21 protein-coding genes are annotated in these 23,080 nt (G+C 61.2%); 7 read left to right on the forward strand and 14 right to left on the reverse strand.

Annotated features, from left to right (window positions below; genetic code table 11):
* Window positions 1-196: 196 nt before the first annotated feature.
* Window positions 197-958, forward strand: coding sequence for a response regulator (locus CWS72_RS22865; protein ID WP_101252968.1), 762 nt, complete (start codon window positions 197-199; stop codon window positions 956-958).
* A 417-nt stretch (window positions 959-1,375) separates the two neighbouring features.
* Complete coding sequence (locus tag CWS72_RS22870; protein ID WP_158240789.1) at window positions 1,376-2,146, forward strand: methyltransferase domain-containing protein; 771 nt, start codon at window positions 1,376-1,378, stop codon at window positions 2,144-2,146.
* A gap of 49 nt (window positions 2,147-2,195) precedes the next feature.
* On the opposite strand, the gene CWS72_RS22875 is transcribed toward CWS72_RS22870, so the two are convergent.
* On the reverse strand, window positions 2,196-2,765 hold the full coding sequence (locus CWS72_RS22875) for a lipocalin family protein (protein ID WP_199175896.1): 570 nt from the start codon (window positions 2,763-2,765) through the stop codon (window positions 2,196-2,198).
* Between the two features lie 328 nt (window positions 2,766-3,093).
* On the opposite strand from CWS72_RS22875, the gene CWS72_RS22880 reads away from it, so the two are divergent.
* Entirely contained in the window at window positions 3,094-3,543 is a 450-nt protein-coding gene (locus CWS72_RS22880; RefSeq protein ID WP_199175900.1) for a YaiI/YqxD family protein, read from the forward strand.
* A 64-nt stretch (window positions 3,544-3,607) separates the two neighbouring features.
* Here the strand turns inward: CWS72_RS22880 and CWS72_RS22885 are convergent, their stop codons facing one another.
* The 6 genes from CWS72_RS22885 to CWS72_RS22910 all read right to left on the reverse strand — a co-directional run bounded on the left by CWS72_RS22885 (window position 3,608) and on the right by CWS72_RS22910 (window position 9,052).
* Window positions 3,608-4,711: a branched-chain amino acid ABC transporter substrate-binding protein gene (locus CWS72_RS22885; RefSeq protein WP_101252970.1), complete on the reverse strand. Its 1,104-nt coding sequence runs from the start codon at window positions 4,709-4,711 to the stop codon at window positions 3,608-3,610.
* Window positions 4,712-4,805: 94 nt separating this feature from the next.
* The gene (locus CWS72_RS22890; RefSeq protein WP_241911861.1) at window positions 4,806-5,177 is read right to left on the reverse strand and encodes a DUF6867 family protein; all 372 of its coding nucleotides are present in this window, start codon (window positions 5,175-5,177) and stop codon (window positions 4,806-4,808) included.
* Window positions 5,174-5,914, reverse strand: coding sequence for an ABC transporter ATP-binding protein (locus tag CWS72_RS22895; protein WP_101252971.1), 741 nt, complete (start codon window positions 5,912-5,914; stop codon window positions 5,174-5,176). The genes CWS72_RS22890 and CWS72_RS22895 overlap by 4 nt, the downstream gene beginning before the upstream one ends.
* Window positions 5,914-6,792 (reverse strand): ABC transporter ATP-binding protein, encoded by an 879-nt coding sequence (locus tag CWS72_RS22900; RefSeq protein WP_101252972.1) that lies wholly within the window; start codon window positions 6,790-6,792, stop codon window positions 5,914-5,916. Before CWS72_RS22900 ends, CWS72_RS22895 begins: the two co-directional genes overlap by 1 nt.
* Entirely contained in the window at window positions 6,789-8,135 is a 1,347-nt protein-coding gene (gene livM / locus CWS72_RS22905) for a high-affinity branched-chain amino acid ABC transporter permease LivM (RefSeq protein ID WP_101252973.1), read from the reverse strand. The genes CWS72_RS22900 and livM overlap by 4 nt, the downstream gene beginning before the upstream one ends.
* A complete protein-coding gene (locus CWS72_RS22910; RefSeq protein ID WP_101252974.1) occupies window positions 8,135-9,052 on the reverse strand; it encodes an ABC transporter permease subunit in 918 nt (305 codons plus the stop codon). Before CWS72_RS22910 ends, livM begins: the two co-directional genes overlap by 1 nt.
* Window positions 9,053-9,557: 505 nt before the next feature.
* On the opposite strand from CWS72_RS22910, the gene CWS72_RS22915 reads away from it, so the two are divergent.
* Both CWS72_RS22915 and CWS72_RS22920 read left to right on the forward strand, forming a co-directional pair.
* Window positions 9,558-9,776 carry an HIG1 domain-containing protein gene (locus CWS72_RS22915; protein WP_241911862.1) on the forward strand — a complete coding sequence of 73 codons (219 nt, stop codon included), beginning with the start codon at window positions 9,558-9,560 and terminating at the stop codon, window positions 9,774-9,776.
* A gap of 40 nt (window positions 9,777-9,816) precedes the next feature.
* Entirely contained in the window at window positions 9,817-10,071 is a 255-nt protein-coding gene (locus CWS72_RS22920) for a 4Fe-4S dicluster domain-containing protein (protein WP_274540618.1), read from the forward strand.
* Between the two features lie 54 nt (window positions 10,072-10,125).
* On the opposite strand, the gene CWS72_RS22925 is transcribed toward CWS72_RS22920, so the two are convergent.
* Complete coding sequence (locus tag CWS72_RS22925) at window positions 10,126-10,404, reverse strand: DUF3253 domain-containing protein (protein WP_101252977.1); 279 nt, start codon at window positions 10,402-10,404, stop codon at window positions 10,126-10,128.
* Window positions 10,405-10,872: 468 nt separating this feature from the next.
* Here CWS72_RS22925 and CWS72_RS22930 point away from each other — a divergent pair, with 468 nt between their 5' ends.
* Together CWS72_RS22930 and CWS72_RS22935 are read left to right on the forward strand one after the other, a co-directional pair.
* On the forward strand, window positions 10,873-11,400 hold the full coding sequence (locus CWS72_RS22930; protein WP_146002842.1) for a hypothetical protein: 528 nt from the start codon (window positions 10,873-10,875) through the stop codon (window positions 11,398-11,400).
* Between the two features lies 1 nt (window position 11,401).
* A complete protein-coding gene (locus CWS72_RS22935; RefSeq protein WP_101252979.1) occupies window positions 11,402-13,384 on the forward strand; it encodes a TonB-dependent receptor plug domain-containing protein in 1,983 nt (660 codons plus the stop codon).
* Here the strand turns inward: CWS72_RS22935 and CWS72_RS22940 are convergent.
* The 6 genes from CWS72_RS22940 to nifJ form a co-directional block, all read right to left on the reverse strand.
* Window positions 13,378-14,355: a lysylphosphatidylglycerol synthase domain-containing protein gene (locus tag CWS72_RS22940; RefSeq protein ID WP_241911863.1), complete on the reverse strand. Its 978-nt coding sequence runs from the start codon at window positions 14,353-14,355 to the stop codon at window positions 13,378-13,380. The genes CWS72_RS22935 and CWS72_RS22940 overlap by 7 nt on opposite strands.
* Complete coding sequence (gene hpnK / locus CWS72_RS22945; protein ID WP_101252981.1) at window positions 14,355-15,203, reverse strand: hopanoid biosynthesis-associated protein HpnK; 849 nt, start codon at window positions 15,201-15,203, stop codon at window positions 14,355-14,357. Before hpnK ends, CWS72_RS22940 begins: the two co-directional genes overlap by 1 nt.
* Window positions 15,200-17,773 (reverse strand): MMPL family transporter, encoded by a 2,574-nt coding sequence (locus CWS72_RS22950; RefSeq protein ID WP_101252982.1) that lies wholly within the window; start codon window positions 17,771-17,773, stop codon window positions 15,200-15,202. The genes hpnK and CWS72_RS22950 overlap by 4 nt, the downstream gene beginning before the upstream one ends.
* Window positions 17,774-17,792: 19 nt before the next feature.
* Complete coding sequence (locus CWS72_RS22955) at window positions 17,793-18,638, reverse strand: undecaprenyl-diphosphate phosphatase (RefSeq protein WP_101252983.1); 846 nt, start codon at window positions 18,636-18,638, stop codon at window positions 17,793-17,795.
* Between the two features lie 127 nt (window positions 18,639-18,765).
* Window positions 18,766-19,419: a hypothetical protein gene (locus tag CWS72_RS22960; RefSeq protein ID WP_101252984.1), complete on the reverse strand. Its 654-nt coding sequence runs from the start codon at window positions 19,417-19,419 to the stop codon at window positions 18,766-18,768.
* A gap of 72 nt (window positions 19,420-19,491) precedes the next feature.
* The gene (gene nifJ / locus CWS72_RS22965; RefSeq protein WP_101252985.1) at window positions 19,492-23,049 is read right to left on the reverse strand and encodes a pyruvate:ferredoxin (flavodoxin) oxidoreductase; all 3,558 of its coding nucleotides are present in this window, start codon (window positions 23,047-23,049) and stop codon (window positions 19,492-19,494) included.
* Between the last annotated feature and the right edge of the window lie 31 nt (window positions 23,050-23,080).

The following is a 23,080-nucleotide window of genomic DNA, read 5'->3' on the forward strand; positions in this document are numbered from 1 at the left end:
CAGCAGGCCCGTCCACCCCCGAGCGGCGCCTCTTGCCCGCCGGCGGGGGGCATTGACGGATGGGGAGTGGAAACTTGCTCTAGAAGCGGCCATTGACGCCGCGGCCAATCACGCGGATGCGTGCGCTAAGGCCAAGGGCTTGAAAACGAGTTAGAGCGTGGTTTCCACTGGCTGGCGGAGGCGCGGGGAGGGGGGAATGTCCGCTCAGAAAACAATACTGGCCGGCCGCCGGCTTCTTGTCGCCGACGACGAGTCGTTTAGCCGCTTCTTCGTCGTCCGAATGGCGCGCGATCTGGGCTGTGAGGACATTATCCAGGCGGTCGATGGCGCCGATGCGCTGTCACAGATCAAGGTCCTTGGAGACAGTTTGTCTGCCCTCATCCTCGATTTCAATATGCCGGAAATCAATGGGTTGAGGCTGTTGAAGATGATTCGTAGCGGCGAGGCCAAAGTTTCGCGCAATACCAATGTGCTAATGCTGACCGGGAATTCCGACTTTGCCCTGGTGGGGGCGGCGATGGCCCTCGATGTCGACGCTTTTTTGATCAAGCCGGTCTCCGAAGCGGCCTTGACCGATCGTCTATCGAAGATATTCAGCGAAGCGCGTGACGTCAGGCCTGCGGCCGAGTACGCGGCGGTCGATATCGACAAGGCCGGCAAGTTGTTGTTAAGCAACAAGCCGGTGACCACCACCTCCGCCAAGTCCGGGGTTCTCTTGCAGAAAACGAACCAATCGTCGCCTGCGGCGACGAGCGCAGCGACGGCGGTACCGGGGACCGTTAAGATGCGCCTGGATCAAGTGGCCGCCGGTTCGATCCTGGCGGAAAATATTCGTGGTCCGACCGGCGAACTGCTTCTCGGGGTGGGCACGGTGCTGAGCGGGCGGTTGTTGAACCGGTTGGCCGAATTACAGTCGGCGATCAAACTGGACTATGTGGTCGTCCGTGAAAAACGCTGAACCCGGCAGCGATCTTCGGGAACGGGTTTACGGCGACATGGAAAGTGGTCCGTCGCGGTGAGTGGCCGGGTGTCATTTTTTGAGCTGAGATAGCCCGCGACGGGCCAGTATGGCGGGGCGCCATCCGTCAGATTTTCACCACGAGGATGCGTCAGGAACTGCATCGGCTTGCCTCATAATCGTTGACACAGTCCGCAGTGAGATACACCCTCTGGGCGTTCCTGATGATTGTCGCCGGAGTGGGCTGTCCGGCAGACGTAATATAATCCAAACGACTCGGAACGGGGCAATGGCAAGGATTTCGTTTGTGTGGGCAATAGATTATCATTGCGCAGGGGAATTGGAATCCTTATCCGACCCTGGTCGGTAACCAAATCCCCTAGATTAATGAAAGTCTTAAGCAAGAAGAACTGCCAAATGCTGTCATCTTATTATAATAATAATTTTTTTGATTTACGCATTCATACGCCTTTTCGTGTGTTTCGTCGAATTCCCTGGCGCGACATCATGAATGTCGAGCATCGACTTGAATGTAATATTTGCGGCTGGCGCGGACCGTACGCGGCGCTCACGTCTGATCGGCGCGAACGCTGGTGTCCGCACTGTAAGGCGGGAAACAGACATCGTTTGATAGCTTGGTATCTGACGGAAAAACACCCCGATGCTTTGGCGAAGGGGAATAGATTTCTCCATGTCGCGCCAGAGCGCTCGCTGGGCCGTTGCCTTAAGGCGGTACCGGGTCTGATCTATGAAAGCTGTGACATCGAGCGACGCGATGTAACGCATCGAATCGATCTACAGAGTGAAATCATTTCCGAGGCCGCGTTCGACGTCATTCTCATTAATCACGTCCTTGAACATATTCCGAACGACCGGGCGGCGTTGCGTAATATTTTCACAATGCTTCGTCCAAATGGGCTTTGCGTTATTACGGTCCCCATTCGTCCGAACGGCCAGCCAACGGATGAAGATCCGTCGATTACCACGGAGGCTGAACGCGAGCGACGGTTCGGCCAACACGATCACGTTCGTTTTTATGGCGAAGACTTGATCGAGCGTATCCGAGCCGAGGGATTTTTTGGGGAAATTTTGCGCAGCGCGGATGTCGAACCTGCGGTGGTCGAACGTTATTCGATGGCGGGAGAGATGCTGTTCCTGGCTCGGCGGCCGGAGTCAGGCGCCAGATAGATATAGCCCTGATACCGGGTGCGATGAGGATGACTTATCGAACCCGGTATCAGTCCCCTTGCCGGGAAATCTCCAGTTTACCGAGATCGAAGCCCTTCCGGAGCAGCCGTTGCAGGAGGGCGTCATAAGCCGGGGGATCGACCTTCGGCGTCCGGGAAAGGATCCAGAGATATTCCCGGGTCGGTTCGCTGACCGCGACGAGCTGATAGCCCTCGTCGATATCGATGACCCAGTAGTCGCCCCAGACCATCGGCAGGAACGAAAGCCATGACGGGGCGAAGCGAACCTTCAGCGTCGCCGACGTCGCCGTCCCCACCTGCCGGGCGGCGCCGACCGCCTCGGCCGTTTCGCCATTGGGCAGTTTGCAGCGGTTGACCACCCGGACATCTCCATCCTCGTCCAGGCTGTAGTCCGCCCTGGTGTCGGTGGCGCATTTCTTCTGGAACCGGTTGGGATATTTGGCGATTTCGTACCAGGTGCCCATGTAGCGGGCCACGTCCAGGGATGGGATGGCGCTCAGGCCCGCCTCAGGTTGTTCCTTCGCGCCCTCGGCCATGGCGGCCAGCGGGAAGAGGCAGCAGAAGGCGGTGATGATGATTGGCTGCGTCCGTTTATTCATGCGCTGTCATCCGGGCGGGGAAGGGGGCGTTCGAAGGGTATTCTCGGACGGTTCTCCGGAAAATCCCATGGTCTATTTTCGATGCGGGCGTTGAGATTTGACGGGGAACCCTCTATGACGACCGGACAACGAGGCGAGCCGCGTCAGAGGCTCGTCGGTATTATACCAAGTCTCGATGAGGATGCCTCATCGAGACTTGGTCTGGCCCATTGAGGGCCCGCGCCATCATTGGCGCGAAGCCCAGGGTTTCGAAGAAACCCGCCCGGCGATTGAGGGCTCGGTGATCGGTTCCGATCACCGAGAATTGGTATTAATGGACGAGAATGCGATGCGCCTGTTTGTCGATGCCGATGCCTGTCCGGTGAAGGACGAGATCTTTCGCGTGGCGCTTCGTCACGATCTGCCGTTGATCTTCATCGGCAATAGCTGGATGCGGGGCTACGACCATCCTCTGGTCGAACAGGTGGTGGCGGCCGAAGGCTTGAACGAGGCGGACGATCGCATCGTCGAACGCATCCTTCCCGGCGATATCGTGGTGACGGCCGATGTGCCGCTGGCGGCCCGCTGCCTGGAAAAGGGCGCGCGGGGGATCGATCCGCGCGGCAAACATTTCGACGAGGATTCCATTGGCATGGCCCTGGCCGTCCGCGACCTGATGACCGAGCTGCGCGATACGGGAGCCATCACCGGGGGAGGCCCCTCGTCCTATTCGAAGCAGGACCGCTCGCGCTTTCTCGATGGCCTGGAGCGGTTGATCCAGGCGATGAAGCGGCCGTAACACGCTGCCAGGAAAAGGGCCCGGTCCCCTCCGGAACCGAGCCCCATCCCGAGCGGATCGAACGTTACTGGGCGTAGAGGTATTTTCCGTCTTTCCACACGTAGAAGACATAGCCGGGGGCGGTCACGTCGCCCTTGGCATCGAAGCCGATCTTGCCCAGCACGCTGTCGAACTGGTTGGCCCGAAGGGCCGCGGCAACCTTGGTGCCGTCGACGCTGCCGGCCTTTTGCGCCGCCTGTGCCCAGGCCTGGATCGCGGCATAGGTATAGAGCGTGTAAGCCTCAGGCTCGTAATGCTGGTCACGGTAGTATTTGACCAGGGTGGCATTGGCGGGGTCGAGGCGGGCATCGGGGCCGAAGGTCATCAGCGTGCCTTCGCCGGCGGGGCCGGTGATCGCCCAGAACTCCTCGGTGACCAGGGCGTCGCCGCCGATCAGCGTGGCTTTCAGGCCCTGATCGCGGATCTGGCGGACGATCAGGCCACCCTCGGTCTTGTAGCCACCGAAATAGACGATGTCGGCCTTGACTTCCTTCAGCTTGGAGACCAGCGGAGAATAGTCCTTCTCGCCGGCCGTGATCGCCTCGTAAAGGACTTCCTTCACGCCCAGACCGTTGAGCGCGGTCTGGAACTGGTCGGCCAAGCCCTTCCCATAGGTCGATTTGTCATGGACGATGGCGACCGTCTTGCCCTTGAAATGCTCCGCGACATATTTGGCGGCGGTTGGGCCTTGCGCGTCGTCGCGGCCGCATACGCGGAAGACGTTGGTCAGGCCCCGGTCGGTATATTTGGGATTGGTCGAGCCGGGCGAGATCTGCACGACATTCGCCTCGGCATATACGTCGGAGGCGGGAATCGAGGAACTGGAGCAGAAATGTCCGACCACCACGGCGGCCTTCTTGGCGACGAAATCGTTGGCGACGCTCACCGCCTGTTTCGGGTCGCAGGCATCATCGCCCTGAGCCAGTTGCAACTGCTGGCCAAGCACGCCGCCCTTGGCGTTGATATCGGCGACGGCCTTGGTCGCCCCTTGCCGGAACTGTTCGCCGAACTGCGCTTCGCTGCCGGTCAGCGGGCCGGCGACACCGACGACGATGTCGGCCCTTGCCGTCTGGATTGAAACCAGAGAGGCGGCCAAGGCGGCCAATAGAACATAGGTGTTCCTCTTCATAGATGGACACTCCTTGAACAGACGCGGCAAGCCGCAGGCGAAGACTGGTTGGAAATATCTCTTCATAGTAGCAGTGCCACCCAAGCCCGCAAGATTAAGTCGGGTTAGGCGGGGAGCCGTCGTTTTCCGACCAGCGAAACAATCCAATGCGTTTGTAAAGCCAGGGATATTGCGAAACCATCTGCCCCGCCCGGGTGACCCGGTGGGCGAGCATGGCGAACAGAAACAACGTCGCGCTGTCCAACAGATAGCCGGGCAGGGACAGAAATTGTCCATTGAAAAGAGCATAGACCAGGAAACGGTCTCCCGCTCCCAGGAGAAACATGTAGGGCAGGGTGTACCAGAGCGGCCGCCAAGTCCGGGCCAGAGCTTGGCCGGTCATGATCGCGCAGCCGCCCATGAAGATCACCGTGATGCCCAGGAAGACGGCGGGTGTCGCGCCGAACATGGTCTGGAAACCGCTCATCTTGCCTCCTCCGTCTCTTCGGCGGCGGGATGCCCACCCTCCAGATAGGCGGCGCGGACCGCCGGATCGGCGAGGAGTTGTTCGCCCGTGCCGCTCATGGCGATGCGTCCGTTGACCATGACATAGGCCCGGTGCGCCAGTTTCAGCGCATGGAAGGCGTTTTGTTCGACCAGGAACACGGTGACTTTCTGTTCGCGGTTGATTTCGCGGATGATCTGGAAGATCTGCCGGACGACCAGGGGAGCCAGGCCGAGAGATGGTTCATCCAGCATCAGGAGCCGGGGCCGGCCCATCAGGGCCCTGCCGATGGCCAGCATCTGCTGTTCGCCGCCCGACAGGGTTCCGCCGCGTTGATCCAGCCTTTCGCGCAGGCGCGGGAACAGGGTCAGCACGCGGTCGAGATCGTCGGTGAAATACTGCGGAGGCGTTACCGCCGCGCCCATCTGCAGATTTTCGCGCACCGTCATGCGCGGAAAGATCCGTCGGCCCTCCGGGGCATGGGCGATGCCGCGCCGGGCGATCTGAAAGGTCGGTAGACGGGTGATTTCCTCGCCTTCGAAGACGATCTCCCCCTGGCTGGCGCGCGGCTTCCCGCAGATGGTCATCAGGAGGGTGGTCTTGCCGGCTCCGTTGGCGCCGATCAGGGTGATGATCTCGCCTTCGGCGACATCGACGTCGATGCCGTGCAGAGCCTGGATGCGGCCGTAGCCCGATTGCAGATTGCGGATCGAGAGCATCAGCGGGCCTCCCTTTGGGCGGCGTGCCGGATGTCCGTGGCGATCTCCTGGGGCAGGTCTTCATCCTCGTCGGCGCCGAGATAGGCGCGGATGACCGCCGGATCGTTGCGGATTTCGATGGGCGAGCCGTCCGCGATGCGGGCGCCATGGTCGAGCACCACGATATGATCGGAAATATTCATCACCACGCTCATATCATGCTCGATGAGCAGGATGCCGATCCGCTGCTCGCGGCGGATATCCAGTAAAAGGTCGTTGAGTTCGAGGGACTCTTTCGGATTGAGCCCGGCCGCCGGTTCGTCGAGACAAAGCAGGACGGGATCGGTGCACATGGCCCGGGCGATTTCGAGACGGCGCTGGGACCCGTAGGGCAGGTTGCCGGCGGACCAGTCGGCCTGCGCCGTCAGTCCGATTTTTTCCAGCCAGTATTTCGCCTTTTCAATGCTTTGCCGCTCCTTCACCCGGTAAGACTTCAAATTGAGAAGGCCGGCCAGGGAATAGACCGAGGCCCGCATCAAGGCGTTGTGTTGCGCCACCAGCAGGTTTTCGAGAACACTCATGCCGGAGAAGAGACGGATGTTCTGGAACGTCCGCGCGACCTTTGCGTCCTTGGTGATGCAAAAGCCGTCCATGCGTTCCAGGAGATGGGGGGTGTCGCTGTCGGGCGCCGTCAGCGTCAGTCGGCCGGAACTGGGTTTGTAAAATCCCGTCAGGCAATTGAAAACGGTGGTTTTTCCGGCTCCGTTGGGGCCGATGATGGCGGTTATTTCCTGTTGCTTCGCCGCGAAGGACAAGTCGTTGATGGCGAACAGTCCGCCGAAACGCATGGTCAGATGTTCGACCCGGAGCAAGGGGGTGGGATTGGCGGCGATCGTCATGGCGTCGCTCCCTCCCCGGCGGGCATTGGCTCCGGCGCCTTCGGCGTCTTGCCCAGGCGGACGGTCGGTTCGCGGCTGGACAACAGGCCGCGCGGCCGCCAGAGCATGATGAGGACCATGGCGCCGCCGAAGGCCAGCATGCGGTATTGCTGCAATTCACGGAACCATTCGGGCAATCCGACCAGCAGGAAGGCCGAGAGGACGATACCGATCTGGCTTCCCAGACCGCCCAGGACGACGATGGCGAGAATGATCGCCGATTCGAGGAAGGTGAAGCTTTCCGGGCTGATGAAGCCCTGCCGGGTGGCGAAGAAGGATCCGGCGAATCCGGCGAACATCGCGCCGGTGGCAAAGGCCGACAGCTTCGTCTTGGTCGGGTTGATCCCTAAACTGCGGCAGGCCGTCTCGTCCTCGCGCAGGGCTTCCCAGGCGCGGCCGATGGGCAGGCGCCGGATGCGCAAGGTGAACAGGTTGGTGGCCAGCGCCAGGATCAGGATCAGGTAATAAAGAAACAGAATGCGATGATCGGGCGAAAAGGGAAGGCCGAAAAATTCGTGGAACGTGGTCTTGCCGGGAACCGCGGCCAGGAAGGGCAATCCGAAGAAGCTCGGCCGCTGGATGCCCGACAGCCCGTTGGGCCCGCCCGTCACCACTTGCCAGTTGAGCAGGACGACGCGGACGATTTCTCCGAAGCCCAAGGTTACGATGGCCAGGTAATCGCCGCGCAGGCGAAGGACGGGAAAGCCCAGGAGCATGCCGAAGGTGGCGGCGAAGGCGCCGGCCAGGGGCAGGCAAAGCCAAAAGGACAGTCCGAAATTTTGCGACAGCAGGGCGTAGGAATAGGCGCCGACGGCGTAGAAGGCGACATAGCCGAGATCGAGAAGACCGGCCAATCCCACCACCACATTGAGCCCCCAGCCCAGCATCACATAAATGAGAAGCAGGGTGGCCTTGTCGATCAGGTTGCGGTCGGCGATGGGGGTCCAGGGCAGCAGCAGGGCGGCCGCCACCATCAGCCAGCCCGCCAGCTTGCGCAAACGCAGGCCGTGGCTTTCCTCCGTTCCCCGCTCCCGCATCGGCCGGCGCCGCCCGTCCCAGGCGTTCCTGGCCAGCGAGATGGCGAGCCGTCCGGCGAAGACGGCGGCGAAGGCGATGCCGACCCAGCTGAAGCGATAGTCCAGGGACAGCCCCTGTGCCGAATCGACCAGACGGAATCCCAGCATGGGCAGGGCAAGCAGGGCGGCCAGCACTCCGGCGGCGAAGGCATCCTTCAGGAGCGACGGCATCCAGGCGGGGCCGTCGTTCCGTTTGGGCGGCAGCGGAGCGGAAGATGTCGTCGCCATCAGACTTTCTCGACCTCGGGTTTGCCCAACAGGCCCGTCGGGCGGAAGATTAGAACCAGGACGAGGATGGAAAACGCCGCCACGTCCTTGTAACCGATGCTGAAATAGCCCGACCAGAAGGCCTCGATGAGGCCGATCAGCAACCCTCCCAGCATGGCGCCGGGCAGGGAGCCGATTCCCCCCAGAACCGCCGCGGTGAAAGCCTTCATGCCGGCGATGAAGCCGATATAGAAGTCGATCACGCCGTAGTAGAGCGTCACCATCAGGCCGGCGACGGCGGCCAGCGCGGCGCCCATCACGAACGTCGTCGATATGATCCGGTCGACATTGATCCCGAGCAGCGAGGCCATGGTCATGTCCTGCTCGGTCGCCCGCTGGGCGCGGCCCAGGGGGGTGCGCGTGATGACATAGGTGAAGATGCTCATCAAGGCGATGGTCAGCAAAACGATGACGATCTGAAGATAACTGAGGCGCACATGAAAGTCGGCGTTGGCGCCGGACAGTTCGAAGCCCCCTTGAATGATCGGCTGTAAGGGTTTGACGCGGGCCCCTTGCGTCAACTGCACATAGTTCTGCAAGACGATGGACATGCCGATGGCCGAAATGAGGGGCGCCAGCTTGACTGAGCCGCGCAGCGGGCGATAGGCGATGCGCTCGATCGCCCAACCATATATGGCGGTGAACAACATCGCCATCAACAAGACCAGGAAAAGAGCCAGAGGAATATAGCTGATTCCCAACACGCCCATAAAAAGAAAACCGATTAACGAAACAAAGGCACCAATCATATAAATTTCGCCATGGGCGAAATTAATCATGCCGATAATGCCATAAACCATCGTATATCCGATGGCGATGAGGCCATAAATTGCCCCGAGACTAATCCCATTGATGAGTTGCTGAATAAAATATTCCATCAGAGCCCAATTGTTGTTTTGTGAGCAGGTGGGGTTCGGTTTCAGCCTTCGGTGTTAAGCCGGTCGGTCAATCCGAAGTCCGAAAATTGCCACTTCTTTGACCGTACCCCATGCCAGCCGGCTGTCAAGCCGCTTTGCGTCTTTTTAATGGCGAATATGTCGCGCTAGAATTAAAATAATGTGACATTTATATAGACTACATCGGTAATTTTATTATATTATGAGATTTAATATTGAAATATTCAAAATATCGATAAGACATAAAAATGTTAATATAAGTTAATTATAGATATTTATCGTTTTATTCATGAGGTTATATTTTACATAACGTTCTATATTCGTAATTTTTTGTGGAAATTAAATAGATTCTGAAGTTTATAGATCAAGCTTTTTGATCACCGTAATTTTGCCTATTATATAGGCAAATCGGTTCGTGCGGGGAAAATCGGACCGTCGGGGAGGGATTTTTTGCCTTTGAGGTTGCCCAGGGCTTTTTTCATCGAGGATGTCCCCCCACATCCCTGCGATGATCACGGTCCTTTCGATTCTTCTCGGCGCCGCCCTGCTTGCCGTCGTCGGAGTGCTGATGACGGGGGTGGTGGTGTTCGCCAGAGGCGGCGAAGCCAATCGGCGTTGGGCCAACCGTCTGATGAATTTGCGGGTGGCTGTTCAAGCGGTGGTCGTGCTGTTGCTGGGGGCCCTGATGCTTGCCCACAAGTTTTAAGCGGAATTGCACGATACCCCGGTGGCAATCACCATATAGTTTGATGTATAAGCTCTCCGTCGCCGGAAAGGCAGCGCCTTCCAATCGAGAGGAGTTCCATATGGCCTATAAGATCGTCGCCTCGCAATGCACCGGTTGTGGTGCGTGTGAATTCGAATGCCCCAACAAGGCAATTTCGGAGAAAGCGGGCGTCTTCGTGATCGATCCCAACAAATGCACGGAATGCGAGGGGCATTTCGATTCGCCGCAGTGCGCGTCGGTATGTCCGGTCGATGAGACCTGTGTGCCGGCCTGATCTTTCTGGGGCCCGATCTCACGTTTCGGGCCCCAACTTTTCTTTAATTTCAGTTTAAGGCGTTCCGCTTTTCCGGCGGATGCGCACCACCCCCTTCACATCGTCGGGGGCGACAGGTTTTCCCTTTCTGAGAAATTCAAGTTCACCTGAACGGGCGAGGGACAGCGCCTGCTGGCGGACGGCCGTCAGGTAACGGCGCCAGGCGTCCGGCGGGTCGCTGGGCTTGGCGCGGGTTGCGTGAAAGGTGCGGGCCAGTTCCTGCAGCCCTTTTGACGTTTCGTCGGTCAGGGCGGTCAGCAGGAAAAGGCGAATGGGATCTTCTGTATCGCTCATCAACTTGGTTTAGCATGGTTGACTGGGCTTCGTCGCTTCTTTTGGAGGAGGTGTTGCGAAGTTTAGTGCTGGTTCACAGTTATTTTTGAAATAATATAACTGTGCGTCGAGTCTGGTCGCTGATCTGTAGTTTCTGGAAAGTTACATTTGTAACAAATGGAGATGGCTCTGTTAATCATGAATTAAATAGTAATTGATGTGATATTGTGTAGTAATGTCTCGTCATTCTGTCATTTGCTGTTTCCTATTTTGATTGAAAATCAATTAGTTTTCGGCGATTAATATATTTCAGATCGCATAAAGTGTTCTAACGAGTGTAGAGTTTTAATTTATTTCGTGCCGGCATAGGAATATTAGCGGAATTGAAGAAAATTTATTCTGAATAATCCTTTCAATTCCTTGACATCACTCGCAGTTTCCCCTTAGCGTTAGAGTTGCTGCAGGTGATCACCTATCGGAAGTGTGCCGATGATCCGCGCTGGCTTGGTGGGGACTGTGTTGCTGGCGTGCTTGATTTATCCAGGTGCGTGCTTTGCCACGTCTCTTAAAGACCTTCAGATCGCGGTGCGGATCGTCGGGTTCCTGTCCAAGCCGCCACCGGTGGGAAGCCCGCTGGCCGTCTTTTTCGATTCGCACAGCAAGGACTCGCGGGACGACGCCCAGAACATCATGGCGTTGCTCTCCGGCGATGCGGACAGCGCCAAAACGCCCTTGATGCCGATTCTGGTGGATCTCCACAATCTGGAGGAGGCGCAAGGGGCGCGGGTCGGGCTGATCGCCTTATCCAGCGAAGCCGGCTATCCCGCCATTCTGGAATTTGCCAAAAAAAACGCGGTCCTTATGATCTCGACCGATCCAGCCTGCGTGCGGGCGGGCATATGTACCGCCGCGGTGGTCAGCGCGCCTCGGGTCGAGGTGATCCTCAGCCGTCGCGTTTCGGAAATCTCGGATGTCCATTTCATCGAGGCGTTCCGCATGATGGTAACGGAGTACTAGGGTGAACGGGGGACGCCTCTTCGTTCTCGGCGCATTGATGCTGCTACCTCTCGCCGGCGGAGCCTCCGCCCAGCAGTTCGACTATGGGCGTTACGAGGCCTTGTTCGGAGAACCGGTGACGGTGAGCGCCACGGGCAAACCCGAGCGGATATCGGATACGCCCGTCATCATGGACGTGATCGGCGCCGATGATATCGCCCGTTCGGGGGCCCGCGACATCCCGACCCTCTTGCGCCGTCTTTCGGGTATCGATGTGGCTCATTCCTCTTCGGGAACGGCGGAAACCTCCATTCGCGGCTATCAGCAGCCTTTGGGAAGCCGGGTCATGGTGCTGCTCAATGGCCGGCAGGTCTATTTCGATGGTTTTGGCGAGGATTTCTGGGCGACCCTGCCGGTGGAACTCGAAGAGATCCGCCAGATCGAGGTCATCAAGGGATCGCAAAGCGCGCTTTACGGCTTCAATGCCGTCGATGGCGTGATCAATATCGTGACCTTCGATCCGGTCGACGACAAGGTCAACATGGCGCGCGCCCGCATCGGCAATCACAGCCGCCGGGACTTGGCCGCCTCGGTGACCCAGTCCCTGGGCGAAGGGGCGGGGATCCGGATCACCGCCGCCGACGATCATGCCCATGATTTCGGCATCATCAACCGCACCTCCGACAATATGGCCTTCGCCAAAAATCCCAACCGGAAGTCCGTCTCCGCCGATGCGGGTTTTACCCTGCCGGAGGGCGGAGGGCGGATCGATGCGGAAGCCGCGCATACCGACGTCACCATGCGGTGGATCGCCCTTTATCCGTTTTTCGACACCCGTATCAAGACCGATTCGATCAAGGCCGGTTATACCGTCGAGACGCCTGCGGGCCAGGTGAATGCTACCGCCTATTACACGGCGATCGACATGCCCTGGGTGCAGTCGCAAACCTACGGGACGTTCGATATCACCGACCGGATCGCGGTGGCGCAGGTTTCCGATCTGTTCAAGTGGGGGGCCGATGACAGTTTCCGCGTCGGCGCCGAAGGGCGGAGAAGCGAGATGGCGGCCGGCGGCCTGACGGGTGGGGGATCGCTGACCGGCAATCAGACTGCCGGCTCGTTGATGTGGGAACATAGTTTTTCACCGGCCGTCTCGGCGGTGAACGCCGTCCGTTACGACTATTTCCAACTGGAGCGGAGCGGTCCCAGTCCTCTCGCCGATCCTTATTCCAACAGCGACTACGACCGTTCGATCGGGGGCGTATCCGTCAATTCAGCCCTTATTACGAAGGTGAGCGATCTCGACAGCCTGCGCCTATCCTTCGCGCGAGGTCTGAAACTTCCGTCCCTCAGCGATTTTGGGCAAGTCCAGACATATGTGCGCCGATATGGCGGGTTCACTTATTACGGCAGCCCCTATCTCGATGTCGCGTCCGTCTACGACTATCAGTTCGGTTGGGAACGCAAGCTGCCCGTGATCGATGCGACGATGAACGCCAATGTGTTTCATGAAATGACCATGAAGCACATCAGCAGTCCTTATGGGATGGTGAACGGCGTCTTGAGCTTCACTTCCGGAATGGCGACGGGATCGGTCGCCAACGGCCTGGAGCTTTCCTTGAATCACAAGACGAGGACGGGCTGGAATTGGGGGGGGAATTACACTTACGAACGGCTGCACGAGCATTTCGACTGGGGTTACCGCAATGCCCAGCCGACGAACAAGCTGAACGCCCACCTGGGCTATGCCTGGGACGTCTGGGAAAGCGATCTCTACGCGACCTATGTTTCGCCAACCAAGGGGATCGTCATCACACCGGGCCTGCGGCCCAAGGCGTCGATCGTGACGATCAAGGATTATAAGATCCTCTCGCCGCGCGTCGCCTGGCACGCCAACGAGTTCGTGACCGTCGAGGCGGTGGCCGAAAATCTGTGGCCCTACCAGGACAGCGCCCCGCAACGCATGGAAACCAGCTACTATCTGTCGGTGAAGGTCACCTATTGAGCGGAGGGGCGACAGGCCGTGCGTTGGCGGGCGGCCCGGCCCTCCAGAAGTTGCCAGGTCAGCAGGGCGGGAACGCCCAGGATGACCGCCCGCCCGCGTTTCAGGAGAGAGACCGCCAAGGCCACTTCCGGCGGCAGGCCGAGCACGGCGCCCAGCAGCATGTAACCGCCCTCCTGGACGCCCAGCGCGGCGGGAATGAAGAACGCCCCGCTGCGGATGGCGAAGATGATGCATTCCAGCGCCAGGACATCGATGAAGGGCAGGGGATGACCAAGCAGCTTCAAGGCGAGCCAGCCTTCGCCGGCGCTTACCGTCCAGGCCGCCAGATGAAGCAGGACGGCCGATCCGACTCGCCGATGATCGGCCCAGAGCGCGGTGATGCGGGCATGAATGCCGTTTTCGGCGTCGGGGGCCGGCCAAACCTTCGGCAACAGGCGGGACGGCAGCGTCTCGAGGAAGCGCATGACGGACGAGCGCTGCAGCAGCACGAAGGCGGCCAGGATGGGAATGCTGAGCCCCAGCCCGATCATCGCCCAGCGGACCATGTCGCCGGTGGGATGGCGGGTCAGCCAGATGGTGACACCGACAAGGCTGAATAGAAATTGCGCCAGGACTTCGGCGGTCACATCGACCACGGTCATGGCTCCGGCCGCCGCCGGTCGGATGCCGCCGCAGATGAGCAGGCGGGCTCCCGCCATTTCTCCGGCGAGGGGCAGAAAGCTCGCCAACTCGCCGACGCCGTCGCGGACCCAGCGGCCCAGGATGAAGGTCATCGGCGTGCCGCCGGTTTCCAGCGAGAACCAGGCCAGGCCACAAAGGGCGATGGCCAGAGGGTGGTAAAGACTCATCAGCGCGACGCCGCTCCAGCCGGCGCCGGCCAAAGCTCCTCCGACGTCGCCCAGATGGCTGCGGAAGGCCCAGGCCGTGGCGAGAATGACGGCGATCAGCAGGAAACGGACGAGGGCGGCCATCAAGCGGCTCCCGCCAAACGAGCCGCCTCGGCGGCGAAGGTCGTCAGGACGGCGCCCGAACGTTCGAACGCCGCGGCGGTTTCCGGGGCGATCAGGGCGCGGTATTCGTCGACGCCGCGATAGGAGGGGGGCATGGGACGGTCGGTCCATCCCCCGGTGGCGGGGTGGCCGTAGACCTCGCTCAAACCGTCTGGCAAGCGTCCGAGGACGGCCACCAGGCGTTCGCGGTCCATCCCGCCGCTGCCCTCGATGCCGAACACCCTGTCGTTGGCGACCAATCCGGCGCGTGCCAGCTTGCGGCGCATGCGCCGGACGCGTCTGCCATGAAAAAGCATATTGAGGCGACCAAGCGCCGACGTCGGCGGTTCCCACGGCACGCGGATGGCGGGGGCTCCGTATTCGCGGGCCAGATCGACCAGCATGTCGAAGACGGTCGGATGCAGATGATAGTGATGATGGGCATCGACATGGCCGAGCGGCAGTCCCGTCGCCCGGTAAAGTTCGAACTGGGCGCGCAGTTCGGCGGCCAGTTGCCGGCGAGTCCGGGGGTTGAAGAAAATACGGACACCCAGGGAAACCAGTCGGTCGGTGAAATAGCCATCCGCTTCGACCAGATCGGGAATCTGCTGCGGGGGCAGAGCGGGTTTCCCGTCGACCAGGGTGATATGCAGGCCGACACCCAATGTCGGCAGGCGCCGCGCGCGTTCCACGGCGTCCGCGGCGGCATCGCCGGTCACCATCAGGCTGGCTGCGGTCAGGATGCCGCGTTGATGCGCATCCTCGACGGCTTCGTTGACCGGCAGGGCACGGCCGAAATCATCGGCGGTGACGATCAGTCGCTTGCTCATCGCCGCCACCGTGCCAGAAGACCGAACAGGGCGGGCATGAGGATGAACGTGGTCAGCACGGACAATCCAAGCGAAAGAAACAGCAACAACCCCATGGAGGCGGTTCCCAGATGTGGCGATACGGCGAGGCTGCCAAAAGCCGACCCCGTGGTGAGCGCGCTGAACAGAACGGCGCGGGTGGTGGCCGATTGCAGCGGACCGGTCACTCCGGCCCGCCAATTGACGACGTAATAGATATTGAAGGCGACGCCGATCCCCAACAGCAGGGGCAATGCGATGATGTTGGCGAAGTTGATGGCGATGCCGCTCCAGACCAGTCCGATGACGGTGAACAGCGCCCCCATGACCAGCGGCAGGACGACGAGAATGGCATCCAGCCAGCGGCGCAGCATCAGGCCGAGAAGGATGGCGATGGCGGCGAGGGCCGACAGGCCGGCCTGCTCGAAGGCATGAATGACGGCTTGGCCCGATTGTTCGATGGAAATGGGTACGCCCGTCGCGTTGGGCGCGATGGCCGTGGCGATTTTGACGAAATGCGTCATCGCCGCGCGGTCTTCGAGATCTGCCTTGGGAACGACCTGGACCCTGGCGCGGCCATCTCCGGTCAGCCATTCCCGGCGCACCTCGGCCGGCAGGTCGGCGAAGGTGACGGGCGCGGCCCGCAGCATTTGCCGCAGGCTGTCCACTTGTCCGGCCAATCCGCTGGTCAGGGCCTGTTGGAGTTCCAGGACTCCTTTTGGACCGAGCAGGGAGACTTGGCGTAAGTGTGTGGCCAAGGCCTTGGCCCGCGCGTCGTTGCCGACAACGGTTTCAAGTTTGGCCGCAGTCGCCGTCAAGGCCTCGATCAGCGCTTCGGGAGACGGGGGGGCGAGAACGCTCGCCGGCGAAAGCGTCGGTCCCAGCAGCGATGCCAGATCTTGTAAGATGGCCAGTTTATCGTCCTGATGATCCGGCACGAAAGTATCGATCGTCATGGTCCGCGCGACTTCGGGCAGAGGGTCGAAGCGGTCCGCCAGGGCTTGCGCGTCCTTTTGTGACGGCGTCAGGACATCGATGGCGTAGCTTCCATTGTCCGGATCGCGGGCCAGGTCGAGGAACGTCGAGACCGCCTCGTCCCGGGGGTCTTGCAGATGCAGCGGATTGAAATCCATGGGCAGCGACGGCAGCAACATCAGGCCGGCCAGGGCCAGCAGGCCGGCCGCGCCGACCACGGCTCCGCAATGGCGGACCAGCCAACTGTCGAGACGGGCCAGAGGCAATCCGACCTCGGACTTCTCCGGTGGCGTGGGCAGAAGGGCGAGCAGGGCCGGCAGGACCGTGAAATCGACGATCAGGGCGATGATCATTCCGCCGCCGGCGATCAGCCCCAGTTGCGAGACGCCGATATAGGCGGTAGGAAGAAAAGACAGGAATCCGACGGCGGTGGCCAGGGCGGCCACGGACAGCGGTCCAGCCATGCCCCGGGCGGTGGCCGCCATGGCGGGCGTGTCCTCGCCCGAGCGATGCCGCTCATCGCGAAATCGCACGACGAATTGAATGGCGAAATCCACCGCGATGCCGACGAACATGACGGCGAAGGCCACCGAGATGGGATTGAGGGTTCCCACCGTCGCGGCGGCGAAAGCCCCCGTTGCCACCAGCCCGACCACCAGGCTGAGCAGGATGGCGATCACCACCCGGCCGGATCGCACGGCGAAGAACAACAGCAGGGAAACCGCCAGCAGCGATAGCGGGGCCGAAATCTCGACCCCCGCGGCGACGGTGGAAAAATTGGCGTCGGCGAGGGCGACCTGACCGGTCAGCCGCAGTCTGATCCCATGCTCCGGCGTCATCCCCAGTTCGCGGGCGGCCTGGCGGATGGCTTCCGATGCCTGGGCGCCGGCGACCAGATCGTCATAGCGCAGAATCGGCTGGGTGATCAGGAAACGTCTGGGCTGGTCGCGAGACGCGACGTCGCCGAACAAGGATTGCCAGGAGAGAGGCGGGGCGGATATGCCATCGGCGATGGCCGCCGCCGGTTCGTCGAGATGGGCGAGCAGGGGAACCAGATCGTCGATGCCCATCAGGCCCCGGGAAATCCCTTCCAGGGCCATGTCGACGGCGCCCAGCATGCCGCGCAGCGACGGATCGTGGGATAGCGCCCCCAACATCGGTTGCGCCTGGATCAGGCGGTCCGACAGTTCCGTCAGCGCATCGGTCGACAGGAATAGCAGGCCATGTTTCCGGAAGAACAGTTCCTCCGGCGGACGGCGGACGTCCTTGAACAGATCCTTTCGCGCCGCCAGCCGTTCCTGCAAACGGTTGACCGCGTCCTCGGCCTCGCCCGTGGTCGGGGCGTCGATGATCGCCACCAGCAGATCGGTACCCTGCGGAAAGGCCTTGTCGAAGGCCCGCTCCGCCTTCCTGAAGGGAAGGTCGGAAGACAGCATCTTGTTTTCGTCGGTGTCGAGATCGAGATGCGTCGCGGCATAGGCGCCCAGCAGGACGGTAAGGACAAGCGCCGCCAGCGCCACGAGCCTGGCGTGACGCCAGCACCATTCGACGATCGTGGTCAATGTTCTGCCGAGCATGCGAGAATTTTCCTGACGGTCAGGCGAACCAGAGGAACAGCAGCGAACCGCCGCCGGCCAGCCAGCAGTAGAAGGCGAACGGGTTGAGCGCCTCGAAGTCGTGCTTGCGGAAATAATGCATCAGGAAGGCGATGCTGGCGAAGGCGGTAACGCCGGCGACGGCGCCGCCGATCAGCGAGACCGTCAGCATGCCGGCGGGAGCCGTGTGATGGAGAAGTTTCGGCACTTCGAGAATGGCCGCGCCCAGGATGACGGGGGTGGCGATCAGGAAGGAAAAATGGGCCGAGGCGCGGTGCGAAAGTCCCGAGAGCAGGCCGCCGACCATGGTGGCGCCGGATCGGGAAATTCCGGGGAAGAAGGCGGTGCATTGCCAAAAGCCGATGGCGAGGGCGCCTTTCCATGTCAGCTCGCTCAATCCCTTCTGGGCGTTCAGAGAATTGTGACGGACACGCAGGCGTTCGCCGAAAAACAGCAGGAAGCCGTTGATGAACAGGAACCCGGCGGCGATCGTCGGAATCCCGAACAGATCCTTTAGCTTATGTTCGAACAGAAAGCCGAGAACGGCGGCGGGAAGGGTGGCGATGATCATCAACGTCAGGACCCGGGCGCTCTCGCGCCGCCGATCCGGCTGGCCGGACAACAATCCGAAGACGATCTCCAGCCAGTCGCGCCAGAAATAGAGCAGCAAGGCTGCGGCCGTTCCGAGGTGCAAGACAACCAGGAAGGGAAGAAATTCCGGCGCCCGTTGATCGATACCGAGGCCCAGGACCGCCGGCAGGATGACGGCATGTCCCAGGCTGCTGACCGGAAACAGTTCAGTCACGCCTTGCAAAAAGGCGATGAGAGAGGCGAGAAGAACGGACATCGAGGCTTTAAGCTCCTGAAGGCGGACGATGATGGCTGGGTGCCACCCTCGATAATGCCGCGGGAAATTAGCCGAAACCGTGGCGAGAGAGAAGCCCATGCGCGAATAAGGGGAGGCGGGACGGCTTTTAGTGCGTCGGACGCTCTTCCAGAGGGGCTTTGACGCCGAAGCTCAGGCCCCGGCATTCGACATTATGCTTCCCGGTTGTCCGGTCGACGCTCGGCCGGCCGGCGATTACCGAGGGCGTACGGTCGTAGAGCCGATAAACGATCTGGGGAAGCCAACAACGGGGATTGGGTTCGCTTTCCCCCACTTTGCGGAAATGCTCGACCGAGGAAAAGAAACGCGCCTCGCCGCCGTGGGCGTCGGCGTCGACGACCACCGCCAGGGGATGGCCCGGATGGCGCATGAATTCGATGCCGGGGCGAAGACTGATCCGGCCTTTCTTATGTTCCACGACGACGACGCGGGGAATGGAGCCTTTGAAAGCATGCCGGATGCAGGCCGCGATGGCGCGCGAAATGCCCTCTGCTCCCACTTCGTCCGGAACCGCCTTGTCGAAGGCCTGGCCGATGAAGGTGGCGATGGCGACCTTCAGATGTTCCTGGGGGTCGGGCTGGCCGGGAACGGGTTCACCGGCGAAGCTTTGCAGAACGGGTTTGGAAAAACTGTCGGCGGCGTGGCGGAAATCCTCCTCGCCGTGGAAGAAGAACCCATATCCGGTTTCGTCGGGCCGTCGCAGGAAGACGGCTTCTGGAAAAGTCGCGGTGACGGCGGACATGGGCGTCCTCTTTGCGAAAGGGTGGCAGAGAACCGGCCGTTCCGGTGAAGGAACGGCCGGCACCCTTTCAGGTTACTCCGCCGCGGCGTCGCCCGCCATCCGTTTCAGGATGTGGAAGCGACGACGGACTTCCTCATTGGCCGATTCGACCAATTGCTTGTAGTGCTCCGGATTAAGCTTTTCGGTAATCCGGAAGCGGGTCTCGCTGGCCATGTAGTCGCAGACCTGCATGTTCGGATCGGCGGCGTCGAGGCTGAGCGGGCTCTCGCCGGTACCCAGCTTGCGCGGGTCGTAGCGGTAAAGCGGCCAGTAACCGGTCTGCACGGCCAGTTTCTGCTGGTCGAGGCCGTGGGACAGGTCGTTTCCGTGCGCGATGCAGTGGGCGTAGGCGATGATCAGCGAGACGCCGTCATAGGCGGCGGCTTCCTGCATGGCCATCACGGTCTGGGCATCCTTGGCGCCGAAGGCCACCGAGGCGACATAGACGTTGCCGTAGGACATGGCGATCAGGCCCATATCCTTTTTCGGGCGGGTCTTGCCGGTCGTGGCGAACTTCGCCGTGGCGCCGAGCGGTGTCGATTTGGAGGCCTGGCCACCGGTGTTGGAATAGGCTTCGGTGTCCATCACCAGGATGTTCACGTTGCGGCCGGAGGCGAGAACGTGATCCAGCCCGCCGTAACCGATGTCATAGGCCCATCCGTCGCCGCCGACGATCCAGATAACCTTGTCGACCAGATAGTCGGCCAAAAGGTCGAGCCGAACCGATTCGGCATCCTTGTGGCTGGCCAGCAGGCGACGCAGTTCGGCCACCCGGGCGCGCTGCGCCTTGATGCCGGCATCGGTGTTCTGCGGCGAATACAGAAGTTCGTTGGCCAATTGCTCGGGGATCTGACCGGTAAGACGCTTGATCAGTTCCTGGGCATGCCGCTTGTGATGATCGACGGCGAGGCGATAGCCCAGGCCGAACTCGGCGTTGTCTTCGAACAAGGAGTTGGCCCAGGCCGGGCCGCGGCCGTCACGGTCAGTGGTGTAAGGCGTGGTCGGCAGGTTGCCGCCATAGATCGACGAGCAGCCGGTGGCGTTGGCGATCATGGTGCGGTCGCCGAACAACTGGGTCACGGTCTTGACGTAAGGCGTCTCACCGCAGGCCAGGCAGGCCCCCGAGAATTCGAACAGCGGGGTGATGAGCTGGGTGGTCTTCATGTTCAGCCTGACGTCGGCCCGGTCGAGGTCGGGCAGGGACAGGAAGAAGTCGAAGTTCGTCTTTTCGGCTTCGAAGATCGGCTCCTTGTCCACCATCGCCAGGGCGAAGCGGTTCGGGTCGGCCTTGTCCTTGCCGGGGCAGACGTGGACGCAGAGCGTGCAGCCGGTGCAGTCTTCCGGGGCGACCTGCAACACATAGGTGCCGCCCTTCACCTCGGGCCCCTTGTAGGGCATGCTCTTCAGGCTGGCGGGAGCGTCCGCCATGGCGTCGGGCTGGACGGCCTTGGCGCGGATGGCGGCGTGCGGGCAGATCATTACGCACTTGTTGCACTGGATGCAGAGCGACTGTTCCCAGGCGGGAATGGCGCCGGCGATGTTGCGCTTTTCGTATTTGGCCGTGCCGACCGGCCAGGTGCCGTCGACCGGGAAGGCGCTGACCGGCAGCAGGTCGCCCTTGTCCGCCAGCATGAGGGCGGTGACGCGCTGGACGAAGTCGGGAGCGTTTTTGGGAACGATCGGCGGCAGGTCGTGGGTGGAGCTCACCTGGGCCGGGACTTTCAGCTCGATGAGATGGGCCAGTGCCTGGTCAACGGCGGCGTAGTTCTTCTCGACGACAGCCTGGCTCTTGCGGCCATAGCTCTTCTGGATCGCCTTCTTGATGTAGCCGATCGCCTCGTCCTTGGGCAGGGTGTTGGCCAGGGCGAAGTAGCAGACCTGCATGACGGTGTTGATGCGTCCGCCCATGCCGGCCGCCTGGGCGACGGAGCGGGCGTCGATCACATAGACCTTCAGTTCCTTTTCGATGATCTGCTGCTGCACCGGGCGGGCCAGCTTGTCCCAGACCTCGCTCGCCGGATAGGGCGAGTTGATCAGGAAGGTGGCGCCTTTGGCGGCATAATGGAGAACGTCATATTTCTCCATGAAGACGAAGTTGTGACAGGCCACGAAGCCGGCCCGCTGGACCAGGAAGGGGGCCTTGATCGGGCTGGCGCTGAAGCGCAGATGCGACACCGTGAGGCCGTTCGACTTCTTCGAGTCGTAGACGAAGTAGCCTTGCGCATAGAGATCGGTGTGGTCGGCAACGATCTTGATCGAGTTCTTGTTGGCGCCCACCGTGCCGTCGGCACCCAGCCCGTAGAACACGGCGGCTTTCCAGTCGCCGGTGTCGAGATGGAAGTTGGGATCGAGGGCCAGCGACAGGCCGGTCACGTCGTCGTTGATACCGATGGTGAAATGCGGCTTCGGCTTGTCCTTCTGCAGTTCGTCGTAGATCGCCTTCACCATGACCGGGGTGAATTCCTTCGACGACAGGCCGAAACGTCCGCCGATCACCCTGGGATCGGAAGCACTGACCCGCTGTCCGGCGGCGCGGGCTTCGACCAGACCGGCGACCACGTCCAGATAAAGCGGCTCGCCGAGGGAACCGGGTTCCTTGCAGCGGTCGAGAACGGCGATCGAACGAACCGACGCCGGCAAGGCGGCGACCAGGGCGTCGATCGAGAAGGGGCGATAGAGGCGGACCTTGAGCACGCCGACCTTGCGGCCCTGCTTGTTGAGCTGGGCTGCCGTGATCTCGGCGGTCTCACCACCCGAGCCCATGACGATGATGACTTCGGTCGCTTCCGGGTGGCCGACGTAATCGAACAGCTTGTACTGACGCCCGGTAATGCGGGCGAAACGGTCCATTTCCTCCTGCACGATGCCGGGCAGGACGTCGTAGTAGGGATTGCGTGCTTCCTGGGCCTGGAAGAAGGTGTCGGGGTTCTGTGCCGTGCCGCGCACCACCGGATGGTCTGGGGTCAATGCCCGCTCGCGGTACTTGACGATCAGATCCTCGTCGATCATTTCGCGCAGTTGTTCGTCGGTCAGCAACTCGATCTTGGCGACCTCGTGCGAGGTGCGGAAGCCGTCGAAGAAATGCAGGAACGGAACGCGGGAACGCAAGGTCGATGCCTGTGCGATCGCGGCCAGATCCTGCGCTTCCTGGACCGAGGCGCCGGCCAGCATGGCGAAGCCGGTCTGGCGGCAGGCCATGACGTCGGAATGGTCACCGAAAATCGACAGGGCGTGGGTCGCCAGGGTTCGCGCCGAAACATGCATGACGAAGGGGGTCAGCTCGCCGGCGATCTTGTACATGTTCGGGATCATCAGCAACAGGCCTTGGGAGGCCGTGAAGGTGGTTCCCAGCGCGCCGGCCTGGATGGCGCCGTGCACCGCACCGGCGGCGCCGCCCTCGGACTGCATTTCGGTGATTTCGGGGATGCTGCCCCACAGATTCTTTTTCCCTTCCGCGGCCCACTGCTCGGCCAGCTCGGCCATGGTGGACGACGGCGTGATCGGATAGATCGCGGCAATCTCGTTGGCTCGGAACGCCACCCAGGCGCAAGCCTCATTGCCGTCGACAGTGATCATCTGTTTTTTAGACATGTACCTCGATCCCTAATCCGTTAGAACGCCC

It is taken from the genome of Telmatospirillum siberiense (assembly GCF_002845745.1).
GTDB lineage: Bacteria > Pseudomonadota > Alphaproteobacteria > Rhodospirillales > Magnetospirillaceae > Telmatospirillum > Telmatospirillum siberiense.

What these genes read in the sequence shown, in the direction of transcription:
- CWS72_RS22940 (WP_241911863.1), bottom strand. Translation starts at nt 14,355, where the DNA reads ATGGCCGCCCTCGTCCGTTTCCTGCTGATCGCCGTCATTCTCGCCACG.
- CWS72_RS22880 (WP_199175900.1), top strand. Translation starts at nt 3,094, where the DNA reads ATGCGCCTGTTTGTCGATGCCGATGCCTGTCCGGTGAAGGACGAGATC.
- CWS72_RS22885 (WP_101252970.1), bottom strand. Translation starts at nt 4,711, where the DNA reads ATGAAGAGGAACACCTATGTTCTATTGGCCGCCTTGGCCGCCTCTCTG.
- CWS72_RS22925 (WP_101252977.1), bottom strand. Translation starts at nt 10,404, where the DNA reads ATGAGCGATACAGAAGATCCCATTCGCCTTTTCCTGCTGACCGCCCTG.
- hpnK (WP_101252981.1), bottom strand. Translation starts at nt 15,203, where the DNA reads ATGAGCAAGCGACTGATCGTCACCGCCGATGATTTCGGCCGTGCCCTG.
- CWS72_RS22960 (WP_101252984.1), bottom strand. Translation starts at nt 19,419, where the DNA reads ATGTCCGCCGTCACCGCGACTTTTCCAGAAGCCGTCTTCCTGCGACGG.
- CWS72_RS22890 (WP_241911861.1), bottom strand. Translation starts at nt 5,177, where the DNA reads ATGAGCGGTTTCCAGACCATGTTCGGCGCGACACCCGCCGTCTTCCTG.
- nifJ (WP_101252985.1), bottom strand. Translation starts at nt 23,049, where the DNA reads ATGTCTAAAAAACAGATGATCACTGTCGACGGCAATGAGGCTTGCGCC.
- CWS72_RS22955 (WP_101252983.1), bottom strand. Translation starts at nt 18,638, where the DNA reads ATGTCCGTTCTTCTCGCCTCTCTCATCGCCTTTTTGCAAGGCGTGACT.
- CWS72_RS22930 (WP_146002842.1), top strand. Translation starts at nt 10,873, where the DNA reads ATGATCCGCGCTGGCTTGGTGGGGACTGTGTTGCTGGCGTGCTTGATT.
- CWS72_RS22915 (WP_241911862.1), top strand. Translation starts at nt 9,558, where the DNA reads ATGTCCCCCCACATCCCTGCGATGATCACGGTCCTTTCGATTCTTCTC.
- CWS72_RS22895 (WP_101252971.1), bottom strand. Translation starts at nt 5,914, where the DNA reads ATGCTCTCGATCCGCAATCTGCAATCGGGCTACGGCCGCATCCAGGCT.
- CWS72_RS22865 (WP_101252968.1), top strand. Translation starts at nt 197, where the DNA reads ATGTCCGCTCAGAAAACAATACTGGCCGGCCGCCGGCTTCTTGTCGCC.
- CWS72_RS22900 (WP_101252972.1), bottom strand. Translation starts at nt 6,792, where the DNA reads ATGACGATCGCCGCCAATCCCACCCCCTTGCTCCGGGTCGAACATCTG.
- CWS72_RS22875 (WP_199175896.1), bottom strand. Translation starts at nt 2,765, where the DNA reads ATGAATAAACGGACGCAGCCAATCATCATCACCGCCTTCTGCTGCCTC.
- livM (WP_101252973.1), bottom strand. Translation starts at nt 8,135, where the DNA reads ATGGCGACGACATCTTCCGCTCCGCTGCCGCCCAAACGGAACGACGGC.
- CWS72_RS22950 (WP_101252982.1), bottom strand. Translation starts at nt 17,773, where the DNA reads ATGCTCGGCAGAACATTGACCACGATCGTCGAATGGTGCTGGCGTCAC.
- CWS72_RS22870 (WP_158240789.1), top strand. Translation starts at nt 1,376, where the DNA reads ATGCTGTCATCTTATTATAATAATAATTTTTTTGATTTACGCATTCAT.
- CWS72_RS22910 (WP_101252974.1), bottom strand. Translation starts at nt 9,052, where the DNA reads ATGGAATATTTTATTCAGCAACTCATCAATGGGATTAGTCTCGGGGCA.